The following is a 9,590-nucleotide window of genomic DNA, read 5'->3' on the forward strand; positions in this document are numbered from 1 at the left end:
TCAGGGATGGGCGCGGGATGACCCCGCGTTGATTTAAATCGTTGCTCTAAGTTGTTGCTCTAAGTTGTTGCTCTAAGTTGTTGCTCTAAGTTGTTGGGAGTCGGCTCAGACGTCCGGAATCTGGCTGCCGTCCTGCTGGGTTGCGGCTTCGGCCTGGGAGCGGGCCACGTGCGCGTGGACTTCCTCCATGTCGAGGGCCTTGACGGCGTCGACCACCTGTTCCAGCTGCTGGGCGTTCAGCGCGCCCGGCTGGGAGAACACCAGCACCTTTTCGCGGAAGGCCATCAGGGTGGGGATCGAGGTGATGCCGGCCTCGGCCGCGAGCTGCTGCTCCGCCTCGGTGTCCACCTTGGAGAAAACGACGTCCGGGTGCTTCTCCGAAACGGCCGAGTAGGTCGGGCCAAACTGCTTGCACGGGCCGCACCATTCGGCCCAGAAATCTACGAGGACAATGTCGTTGTCCTCGACGGTCGATGCGAACTGTTCACCTGTAATGTCTACGGTAGCCATGGGTCAACGGTACGCGAGCCGCCCGTGAAAGTCCCCTGCGTTTCGCTGTTGGCACATCCGCCGCCGGGTTAGGCCCAGGCGTGCGGGGCGGGCCGGCGGGCCCCCGGCAGCGCGTTTGTTTCGCGCCAGTTGTGGATCCACTCGGGCAGCTCCAGGTCAGCCGGCGGCGCCCCGAATTCGCGGATGATCTCCTCCTGGCTGACCGGGCCGCCCTTGGCGACCAGCCGGGTGGCGATGTGGGCCCGGGCGTAGATTTCGCCGTCGGCCACCATGCGCTGTTCGAAGTAGATGGCCTTCTCATCCAGCCCGATGACCTTGGTCTCGATGCTGTAGCGCTGCCACAGCTGCAGGGAGCGGCGGAAGGCAATGGTCTCCCCCGCCACCACGGGCGTCCAGCCGCGCCGGCGCATGGCCTGCCAGGTCCCGCTGCGTGCCATCAGGTCGAACCGGCCCAGGTCCATCAGAGAGAAGTACATGCCGTTATTGACATGCATGGCGATGTCAATGTCCGTCGGCAGGACCCGCAGCGGCAGTGAGGACGCGTCCCAGATGTCCAGCGGCGAGCGCCGGGCCGACTTAATGAGCAGGAGGATGGTGCGGAGCAGCAGATGCATGGGCACTACGTTACCCGCGAGTAACAAAGGTGCCAAGGACGGGTGCCCGGCTCAGCTGGCGGAGAGGACGGCGACCGTGGCCTTACGGCCCGCGCCGCGGACGGACCAGCAGTTCCCGGCGCCGATCACCTCGAGGTCCTCGAGGTCCGCGTGGCGCAGCACCAGCGCGGTGTTCTCGTCCACCGCCACCGCCCGGTCCACAAGGCCCTCCGCGACCGCCGCAACCGCGCGGCTCAGGGTCCCGGCCTGGGCGGCATGGACGTCGACGGCGAACGGCACCAGGCCCAGGCCGTCGCGGACCTCAAGCTCGTCAAGGCCTTCCGAGCACTCCTCCGAGCACACCTCGACGCCCAGGATCCGGTAGCCGCCCACCAGGGCCCGCTGCGGCGCGATCATGGCCCCGGCGGAGAATCCCAGGTAGGGGGCGCCGGCCGCGACCGCCGCCCGGATCGCCGCCGCCGAGCCCCGGAGGCCTTCAAGGTAGTCCGGGGTGGGGCCGCCGCCGACGACGATCGCATCGACGTCGTCGAACGCCGCCGGATCGGCCGGCTCGTTGGCGCGCAGCAGGACCGGCGTCAGTTGGCAGGGCGTACGGCTGTGCAGTGGCTCCAGATAGGCGGGGAGGAAGTACTCGGAACTGCCTTCGCGGTCAAAGAGCACGACGGCGATCCGGGCAGGCCGGCTTCCGCCGGTGCGGTTCCGGATCTCCTTGACGAACCGGTCAAACACAACCGGGGTGGTCACAGTATCGGGCCCACCGCCCACCAGGATGATGCTCATGGGTATCACGGTACCGTCCCGGCTGCGGGTCAGTCCGCGGCGGTCGGGTCAGTCCGCGGCGACCAGCTCGACTTCGAAGCCGTCCGCGTTGACCAGGTAGGCGGCGTAGTGGCCGGGGCCGCCCGCATGCGGATACTCCTCCGGGAACAGCCCGGTCCAGCCGTGGGCGGGGGCGTCCGCCGCCAGCGCGTCCACGTGCACCGGCGTCCCGGCCCGGAACGCCAGGTGGTTCAGCCCCGGTGCCGTGCGGTGGTGGTTCCGGCCACTCAGGTCCGGGGACTCCTCGACGACGATGTACGTGGGCCCGCGCCGCCAGCTGCGCCCGCCGGGCCAGTCCTGGTACTGCTCGTAGCCGAGCCGGGCCAGCAGCCAGCCCCAGTGGTCCGTGGCCCGGCCGAGGTCCGGTACCCACAGCTCGATGTGGTGCAGGGCGCCGAAAGATTCGTCAGTCACTGTGTGAGTCTCCCACGCGTCAGTGCAGGATGCGCTGGAACAGGACATGGTCCTGCCAGCTGCCGGCGATATGCAGGTACTCCGGGGCCAGCCCGATCTGCTGGAAACCGGCGCGCCGCAGCACAGTCTGCGAGGCGGCGTTCTGCGGCAGGGTGGCCGCCTGGATGCGGTGCAGCTCCAGCGCGGTGCCGGCGGCAGCGGCAACGTGGGCGACGGCGGCCGTGCCGACGCCCCGGCCGGTACATTCCTGGTCCACCCAGTAGCCGAGGTTGGCGCTGCGGAACGGGCCCCGCACGATGCCGCTCAATGTCATCGTGCCCACCGCCCGGTCGCCCTGCAGCAGGATCCAGGGAACGGCGGCCCCGGCGGAGAACATGGCGAGCTTGCCGGCGATGTTCGCCCGCTGGCCCTCCGCCGCGAAGAATTCCGCGCTCCGGACCGGTTCCCAGGGCGCGAGGTGCTCCCGGTTCCGCCGGTAGGCGGCACCCAGCCGCTCGGCGTCGGAGCCGCGCAGCAGCCTGATCCGGACACCGCCGGGCAGCTCGCCTGCCAGCGCGCTGGGACTCTCAGTCATCACCCTCCCCATCCTTCCGGATCCTCCTTGCTGCAGCGGCCAGCGCCGCGCCGCTGACGGGCCGGGGTAGCGCCGCCCCGCTGACGGGCCCGGGTCTCCGGCCTTGCCGCCGCGGCCCCGTCCCCGGCCCGCCCCGCGGGCCAGGTGTGGTCCCCGGGGCGGCGTTAGACTCGGGGCATGTCGGCTCTGTCGGGGGCGCGGATCCTGCGCGCGAAGGTATTGCTGCTGGTTCTGCTCCTGCCCCTGGCTGGGTGCGAATACAGCCCCGAGGAGGCGCCCGAGCCCGCGCCGACTGCCACGCGCTCCGTGGACCCCGCCGCATTCCTGGCCGAAGTGACCCGGCAACTCGCGGGCCCGCCTGCCGGTTCCGGCGTTCCGTATGCAACTGGCAAGACCGCCGAGTGGACCACCGACCTCGCTGCCGGGGACTACCTGCTGACGGCGGCATGCTCCGGCGCCACCCGGCTGGAAGTAAAGCTGGTCCGGGGACAGGGACTTCCGGAGGCCTGGGACTACCCCTGCGGCGAGGCCCGCGCCACGTTCATCCGGCACACGGGCGGCATACTTACGGCCCGTGCCACCGCCCTGTACGGCCTCGATGCCGGCGTCGCCGGGGTGAAGATCGAGCCCAACACGGACGAATCGCTGCGCGAGAATTTCGGTGCCAGCGCCTGGGCCCGGGACGTCCTGGATCCCTCGGTCCCCGGCGAATACCGGGGCTCCGCCACGTCCGACGCGCCGACCAGCTTTGGGCTCTCCGCCCCGCCCGGCCTCTACGACCTGAATTTCGCCTGCCGCGGGACTGCGGCGACGCGGCTGTCCATCCGCAGCTGGAACGGCGCCGAAGTCCTGTCCGAACGGACCGTCCCGTGCGGGGAAGTCATCAGCGTCCTGTTGCAACTGCCCTGGGAGGGCGCTGAGCTGAGCATGGCGCCCGCTGGCAGCACGGGGCAATACTCGTTCCGGCTCGTGCCACTCGGGAGCGGACCGGGCTAGTCTGCAGTCAGGTCCGCGGCCTCGTCGCCGCTTCCGGTGAGCGCAAGGATCATGCGCTCCATCCGGGCGACGCCGGCAAAGCGTCCTGCGTTGTCGGTCACCAAAAGCGTGTCGAACCTTTGGGCGTTCGGCCTCGTCATGGAACGGGCCAGCGCCTGGCTGAGCGGAGTATCGAGGTTCACGCGCATCCCCGGGCTCACCACGGCAAGCGCAGCCGCCCCCGCGTCCAGCACGGCGACCGGCCGCAGGTGCTCGCCGAGCAGCACGACTGCTTCCAGCGCCGGGTTGGCTGCAAAAGCCTCGGCGGCCCGCGCGACGCTGTCCACCGTTGCCGCCGGTTCGACGACGTCGCGGATGACCGTCTTGTGCGCCACCGGCCGTGTGCTGGCGAGGCGGTGTGCCAGGTCAAGGTCGATGCCGGCCCACGGCGGAGCCGGCCGGGCAAGGTAGTAGCCCTGCACGAGCGGTACACCCAGCGAGACAAGCGCTTCGAGCTCCTCGGCCCGCTCCACCCCCTCGGCCAGGATCCAGGCATCCACGCGGCTCGCAAAGGCGCCAAGCATCCCGATCAGGGCTCGCTTCGCCTCATCGCGGTCGACGTCCTGGATCAGGGCCCGGTCGATCTTGATCATCGAGGGACGCAGGGCCAGCAGGTGGCGCAGGCCCGCGTAGCCGGCTCCGGCGTCGTCGACGGCGATCAGGGCACCGGCGGCGCGCAACTGGTTCAGGTCCGGTTCCAGCTCCACGTACGAATCGATCGGCGTCTGCTCCGTCAGTTCGACGATCAGGCCGCCCAGCTTGCCCTCGTCGCGCCACACGCTGCGGATGCACTCGGACGTCAGCAGTTCGGGTGAAACGTTGAGGGTCAGGAAGCAGTTGGCCGGCAGCGCGGCGCGGGCCTTCAGTGCCGTGCGCAGCGCGGCAGATTCAAGCTCGGCGGCTTTACCGTGGGCGCGGGCGGCGGCAAACCACACTTCGGGGTTCTTCTCGGCATAACCGGGAAACCGTGCCAGGGCTTCGTAGCCCACCACCGCTCCCCGCGCCGTATCGATAATGGGCTGATAGGCCGTCGCCAGCCCTTCACCGCGGCAGGCGGACGCGAGCAGGCGCTCCCAGTCCGGAGGGGCTGGAGTGCCGGCGCCGGCGTCGGGATGCGGCCCGCCCGCCGCGGGAATCAACTAGCCGGGACGATAGCTTTGCGCACCGAGCCGACGAGCTCGGGGGAAAGATCGGTCAGGCCGTGCACGGATGCGGCATGGGCGCCGACCTGGACCAAAATCTCGTCGTCCGTGCTGCAGACCCAGCGGGCTTCACAACCGGGAACAACGTCACCACATGCAAACGACTTCATTTGAGCTCCTCAGGCACTTTTTGATCAACGCGCCTTACCCTACTCTGCAGTAATGACGAATCGGCTGATCCTCCGGCCGGGGTGTCGCCCGCCCGCCCTTCGGCCGTCCGGCCAGCCTGGCAGTCTGTCCGACCGCAGGACGGATCAGCCTGCGACGGCTTGCGTCCCGTCGCCGGCGGCCAGTCCGGCCAGCCATTGCCGGGCGTCGGTCTTCGAGGTGAAGTAGCGCTGGGGACAGTCGTTCCCGCGGCGCATCCAGGCGGCCACCACCCGGTCCACGTTGGACTCACCAACCAGCGCCACCGAGGAAACGAACCGGCTGTCCAGGTAGTGGTTACGGGCTCCGGCAGTCAGCTTGACGTCACTGATGTCGATCAGCAACGGCAGCATGCGCCCGGCACTGATTTTTGAAATGGCCAGGACGGACTCCACGGCGTCCGCCGTATCCAGCGCAGAGCCGGACGCCCAGGCCAGCTGCAGAATTCCGCCCTCATCCAGGCTGAGCGTTCCCTTGCCGGCTGCCAGGACTATCTCCATGTGATTCCCCCTCCTGCAACAGGGTAGCGCCTCCCGGGGGCGAGATGTGACGCCGGGCACGTTTTCACTCGAAAATGACGGCCTCCCCGCCCATCGACTGCCCCGTAGCCGCCGTTTCCACCCCGCTAAAGGGCACTTACGGAGCAGCCGCCGGCGTGATCCGGACTTCAGGGCGCGGCCGGGCAAAGAAAAACCTCCGGAACCGTGTGGTTCCGGAGGTTTTTCAAGGGTGGCAGATGAGGGATTCGAACCCCCGTAGGCGTTGCCAGCTGATTTACAGTCAGCCCCCTTTGGCCGCTCGGGTAATCTGCCGAACTTCAAAAGAAGATCACTCGCGGCTTCTGTGGTGGAAAGGCCTGTTTCCAGTCCGTTCCGCTTCCAGCAACCGCGGGCAAGACAACTTTACAGAACTTCCGGCGAAGAATCGAATCGGCGCCGGCCGGCCGGGTATGGCCCGGAAAATCAGGCTTCTCCGAGGATGCGGCCAGCGAGTTTGGCCTCGAATTTTGCCGCCTGCTCGGCGGTGACCTGGTTCAGCTGCACCGCCCGGGCCAGGTCCGCCTGCACGCCGTCCAGCCGGGCCGAAGCGTCCGCGGCCGGGCTGAGGATGATGGAGGCCGCCAGCGCCGCGGCGGCCACCGACGTCACCGCCGTGGTGATCGAACCGGCCGCGGCGGCGGCGGAGCTGGAGACGGAACGGATGGCCTTGCGGTTCATGTACTTTGCCTTTCAAGCGGCTCTTCCAAGGACTACAACTGTGCCCGGGCAAGCTTCGTTCCCCCCGTGGTTCAGCTTTGAGCCGACTGTGAGGACCGCCAGCCCCCGCGCAGCTTCACATCCGGAGCATCCGTACTAGGCTGGAATGCAGAAAACACCGCCCTTCAGCAGGGCGTCCGGACAACCATCAGGAGGACAGTCATGGCAGGCGAATCCACATTCGACGTCGTCAGCAAGGTCGACAAGCAGGAAGTCGCCAACGCGCTGAACCAGGCACAGAAGGAACTGGCGCAGCGTTACGACTTCAAGGGCGTCGGTGCCGAGGTCGACTTCAGCGGCGAGAAGATCCTGATGAAGGCCAACTCCGAGGAGCGGGTGCTGGCGGTCCTGGACGTGCTGCAGTCCAAGCTGATCCGCCGCGGCATCTCGCTGAAGTCCCTGGACACCGGCGAGCCCTACCCCTCCGGCAAGGAGTTCCGCCTCGAGGCCACCATCAAGGAGGGCATTGCCCAGGACCTTGCGAAGAAGATCAACAAGCTGATCCGCGACGAGGGGCCCAAGTCGGTCAAGTCCCAGATCCAGGGCGACGAGCTGCGCGTGACGTCCAAGTCCCGCGACGACCTCCAGGAAACCATGAACCTGCTCAAGGGCTTCGACGAGGCCGACCTGCAGTTCGTGAACTTCCGCAGCTAGGAGCGCCAAACCGGCCGGGTTCCAGCGTCATCACGACGCCGGGGCCCGGCCTTTTCGTGCCTAGCCCAGCTGCCGCCCGGCCATCCGTTCCAGCCGGCCGATCCGTTCGCTCATCGGCGGGTGCGTGGAAAACATCCGAGCCATGCCTCCGCCGCGGAACGGGTTGGCGATCATCAGGTGCGAGGCGTTCACCAGCCGCTGGTCCTGCGGCAACGGCGCGAGCTGCACGCCCTGTTCGATCTTGCGCAGCGCCGAGGCCAGCGCCAGCGGGTCGCCGGTGAGCGCGGACCCATCCTCGTCGGCGTCGTACTCCCGGGTCCGGGAGATGGCCATCTGGATTAGCGAGGCGGCAAACGGTGCCAGCAGCGCCATCGCGAGCAGGGCCAGCGGGTTCGCGTTGCGGCGGTCGCCCCCGCCGCCGAAGAACAGCAGCATCTGGCCCACCGAGGTGATCACACCGGCGACGGCGGCTGCCACCGACGAGGTCAGGATGTCCCGGTTGTAGACGTGCATCAGCTCGTGGCCGAGCACGCCGCGCAGTTCGCGGGCGTCGAGCAGCTGCAGGATGCCCTGCGTGCAGCAGACCGCGGCGTTCTGCGGGTTCCGGCCCGTGGCGAAGGCGTTGGGCGCCATGGTCGGCGAAATATAGATCCGGGGCATCGGCTGGTTGGCGCGGGCCGAGAGCTCCCGGACCATCTGGTGCAGCTGCGGCGCCTCGGCCTCCGTCACCGGATACGCCTGCATGGCGCGGATCGCGATCTTGTCGCTGTTCCAGTAGCCGTAAGCGGTGGTGCCGACGCCGATCAGCGCCATGATCCAGATGGGCGCCGAGCTGCGCATACTGGATCCAATCAGCGCGCCCAAGCCCAGCAGCACCGCCCAGAGCACGCCGAACAGGGCCGCCGTTTTCAGTCCGTTGTGGTGGTTGTGCACTGATCCTCCCAAGCCATGCCGCCGTCGTCGAGGTGTCCCACGGACCACCCCTATGGGAAACGAACCGCTACGGGACCGGGTTCCGCGCGTCGTACTGCAGGAACCCGGACTGCCAGCGGGCCACGAGCCAGGCCACCACCGCGCAGAGCACCCCGCCCGCGAGCAGCACCCAGCCTTCACTGAGCAGCTTAGTCGCGCCGCCGGCGAGCATGTCCCCCACCCGGGGTCCGCCGGCGACAACCACCACAAAGACGCCCTGCAGCCGCCCGCGCAGATGGTCCGGGGTGGCCGACTGCAGGATGGTGGTGCGGAACACGGCGCTGACCGAGTCGGCGATCCCGGCGAGCGCGCAGCAGACCGCGGCGGGCACCAGCCACAACGTCACGCCTCCGGCGCCGGACCGGCCGGCGAGCACGACGACGAGGCCCAGCCCCGCGATCGAGGCGCCCCAGCCCATGACCGACCAGACCACCGCCGTGCCCTGCGCCCGCACTGCACCGAGCGGGCCGGAGAAGAGCCCGGCGAGGAAGGCCCCGACGGCGGTCGAGGCCAGCAGCACGCCCACCGTGGCTTCGCCGCCGCCGATCATGAGCGCGGCGATGGCCGGCAGCAGCGCCCGCGGCTGGGCCAGGATCATCGCCACCAGGTCGATCACGAAGGTCATGCGCAGGTTGGGACGGGTGCCGAGGAAGCGGAAGCCCTCCACCACGGAACGCAGGCCGGCCCGGTGCGACTCCTGCCCCGGGGGCATCGGCGGCAGTTTCAGCAGGGCCCAGACGACGAACGCGAAGCTGGCCACGTCGATCGTGTAGGTCCAGGCGAAGCCGACCGTGGCGACCAGCACGCCGGCCAGCAGCGGTCCGACGGTCATGGTCAGCCCGAAGATCATCATGCTCAGGGCGTTGGCCGCGGGCAGCAGCTCCTTGCGGACCAGGACCGGGATGATGGCGCTGCGCGCCGGTTGGTTGATCGCCTGCGCACCGCTTTGCACCGCCACCAAGACGTACAGCAGCCAGACGTTGCCCAGCTGCAGCCAGGCCTGCAGCGCCAGCCCCGCGGTGGTCAGCCAGAGCGCGGCGGAGGCGGCCAGCGCGACCTTGCGGCGGTCGTGGGCATCGGCAATGGATCCACCCAGCAGGCCGCCGAACACCAGCGGAACGAGGGCGAAGATGCTCAGCAGGCCCACATATAGGCTGTCCTGGGTGATCCGGTAGACCTCGAGGCTCACGGCCACCAGGGTGAGCTGGCTGCCCAGCGCCGAGGCGGCGGATCCGAGCCAAAGGCGGCGGAAGGCCGGACTTTCGCGTAACGGCGTAATGTCCGCCAAGAATTTCCCCACCGGGCAACTCTAATGGGATCTCCAAACCCCGACGCTCCCTCACAACCGGCGCTCCAAACCCGAACGCTCCCTCACAACCGGCGCTCCAAACCC

Annotated in this window: 13 protein-coding genes and 1 tRNA gene; 2 read left to right on the forward strand and 12 right to left on the reverse strand. The window is 68.7% G+C overall.

Translation table 11 applies throughout. The annotated features are described in order from the left end of the window. Positions 1-105: 105 nt before the first annotated feature. The 5 genes from trxA to ABIN76_RS16710 form a co-directional block, all read right to left on the reverse strand. Positions 106-510, reverse strand: a complete 405-nt coding sequence (gene trxA, locus ABIN76_RS16690) for a thioredoxin (RefSeq protein ID WP_346960790.1) — start codon at positions 508-510, stop codon at positions 106-108. Positions 511-578: 68 nt separating this feature from the next. After that, positions 579-1,124 carry an acyl-CoA thioesterase gene (locus tag ABIN76_RS16695; protein WP_346960791.1) on the reverse strand — a complete coding sequence of 182 codons (546 nt, stop codon included), beginning with the start codon at positions 1,122-1,124 and terminating at the stop codon, positions 579-581. Between the two features lie 51 nt (positions 1,125-1,175). Beyond that, positions 1,176-1,904, reverse strand: a complete 729-nt coding sequence (locus ABIN76_RS16700) for a Type 1 glutamine amidotransferase-like domain-containing protein (RefSeq protein WP_346960792.1) — start codon at positions 1,902-1,904, stop codon at positions 1,176-1,178. 48 nt (positions 1,905-1,952) lie between these two features. Further along, a complete protein-coding gene (locus ABIN76_RS16705; RefSeq protein WP_346960793.1) occupies positions 1,953-2,357 on the reverse strand; it encodes a VOC family protein in 405 nt (134 codons plus the stop codon). Between the two features lie 19 nt (positions 2,358-2,376). Beyond that, on the reverse strand, positions 2,377-2,931 hold the full coding sequence (locus ABIN76_RS16710) for a GNAT family N-acetyltransferase (RefSeq protein ID WP_346960794.1): 555 nt from the start codon (positions 2,929-2,931) through the stop codon (positions 2,377-2,379). A 177-nt stretch (positions 2,932-3,108) separates the two neighbouring features. Here ABIN76_RS16710 and ABIN76_RS16715 point away from each other — a divergent pair, with 177 nt between their 5' ends. Further along, positions 3,109-3,927 carry a hypothetical protein gene (locus tag ABIN76_RS16715; protein ID WP_346960795.1) on the forward strand — a complete coding sequence of 273 codons (819 nt, stop codon included), beginning with the start codon at positions 3,109-3,111 and terminating at the stop codon, positions 3,925-3,927. On the opposite strand, the gene ABIN76_RS16720 is transcribed toward ABIN76_RS16715, so the two are convergent. The 5 genes from ABIN76_RS16720 to ABIN76_RS16740 all read right to left on the reverse strand — a co-directional run bounded on the left by ABIN76_RS16720 (position 3,924) and on the right by ABIN76_RS16740 (position 6,532). After that, positions 3,924-5,105 (reverse strand): EAL domain-containing protein, encoded by a 1,182-nt coding sequence (locus ABIN76_RS16720; RefSeq protein ID WP_346960796.1) that lies wholly within the window; start codon positions 5,103-5,105, stop codon positions 3,924-3,926. The genes ABIN76_RS16715 and ABIN76_RS16720 overlap by 4 nt on opposite strands. Continuing rightward, positions 5,102-5,278: a DUF1059 domain-containing protein gene (locus ABIN76_RS16725; protein WP_346960797.1), complete on the reverse strand. Its 177-nt coding sequence runs from the start codon at positions 5,276-5,278 to the stop codon at positions 5,102-5,104. The genes ABIN76_RS16720 and ABIN76_RS16725 overlap by 4 nt, the downstream gene beginning before the upstream one ends. 144 nt (positions 5,279-5,422) lie before the next feature. Beyond that, positions 5,423-5,815, reverse strand: a complete 393-nt coding sequence (locus ABIN76_RS16730; RefSeq protein WP_346960798.1) for an STAS/SEC14 domain-containing protein — start codon at positions 5,813-5,815, stop codon at positions 5,423-5,425. A gap of 230 nt (positions 5,816-6,045) precedes the next feature. Continuing rightward, positions 6,046-6,127, reverse strand: a tRNA-Tyr gene (locus ABIN76_RS16735). A 150-nt stretch (positions 6,128-6,277) separates the two neighbouring features. After that, positions 6,278-6,532, reverse strand: coding sequence for a hypothetical protein (locus ABIN76_RS16740; RefSeq protein ID WP_346960799.1), 255 nt, complete (start codon positions 6,530-6,532; stop codon positions 6,278-6,280). Positions 6,533-6,733: 201 nt separating this feature from the next. On the opposite strand from ABIN76_RS16740, the gene ABIN76_RS16745 reads away from it, so the two are divergent. Further along, the gene (locus tag ABIN76_RS16745; RefSeq protein WP_138768479.1) at positions 6,734-7,225 is read left to right on the forward strand and encodes a YajQ family cyclic di-GMP-binding protein; all 492 of its coding nucleotides are present in this window, start codon (positions 6,734-6,736) and stop codon (positions 7,223-7,225) included. 60 nt (positions 7,226-7,285) lie between these two features. Here the strand turns inward: ABIN76_RS16745 and htpX are convergent, their stop codons facing one another. Together htpX and ABIN76_RS16755 are read right to left on the reverse strand one after the other, a co-directional pair. Beyond that, positions 7,286-8,158, reverse strand: a complete 873-nt coding sequence (gene htpX / locus ABIN76_RS16750; RefSeq protein ID WP_346960800.1) for a zinc metalloprotease HtpX — start codon at positions 8,156-8,158, stop codon at positions 7,286-7,288. A gap of 67 nt (positions 8,159-8,225) precedes the next feature. Then, a complete protein-coding gene (locus tag ABIN76_RS16755; protein ID WP_346960801.1) occupies positions 8,226-9,497 on the reverse strand; it encodes an MFS transporter in 1,272 nt (423 codons plus the stop codon). Positions 9,498-9,590 lie beyond the last annotated feature (93 nt).

Origin of the sequence: uncultured Arthrobacter sp., from assembly GCF_964021775.1 — a bacterium.
Taxonomy (GTDB): domain Bacteria; phylum Actinomycetota; class Actinomycetes; order Actinomycetales; family Micrococcaceae; genus Arthrobacter.

Bases quoted from the DNA above. Each gene is read 5' to 3' on its own strand.
- trxA (WP_346960790.1), bottom strand. From the start codon at position 510: ATGGCTACCGTAGACATTACAGGTGAACAGTTCGCATCGACCGTCGAG.
- ABIN76_RS16695 (WP_346960791.1), bottom strand. From the start codon at position 1,124: ATGCATCTGCTGCTCCGCACCATCCTCCTGCTCATTAAGTCGGCCCGG.
- ABIN76_RS16700 (WP_346960792.1), bottom strand. From the start codon at position 1,904: ATGAGCATCATCCTGGTGGGCGGTGGGCCCGATACTGTGACCACCCCG.
- ABIN76_RS16710 (WP_346960794.1), bottom strand. From the start codon at position 2,931: ATGACTGAGAGTCCCAGCGCGCTGGCAGGCGAGCTGCCCGGCGGTGTC.
- ABIN76_RS16715 (WP_346960795.1), top strand. From the start codon at position 3,109: ATGTCGGCTCTGTCGGGGGCGCGGATCCTGCGCGCGAAGGTATTGCTG.
- ABIN76_RS16725 (WP_346960797.1), bottom strand. From the start codon at position 5,278: ATGAAGTCGTTTGCATGTGGTGACGTTGTTCCCGGTTGTGAAGCCCGC.
- ABIN76_RS16730 (WP_346960798.1), bottom strand. From the start codon at position 5,815: ATGGAGATAGTCCTGGCAGCCGGCAAGGGAACGCTCAGCCTGGATGAG.
- ABIN76_RS16740 (WP_346960799.1), bottom strand. From the start codon at position 6,532: ATGAACCGCAAGGCCATCCGTTCCGTCTCCAGCTCCGCCGCCGCCGCG.
- ABIN76_RS16745 (WP_138768479.1), top strand. From the start codon at position 6,734: ATGGCAGGCGAATCCACATTCGACGTCGTCAGCAAGGTCGACAAGCAG.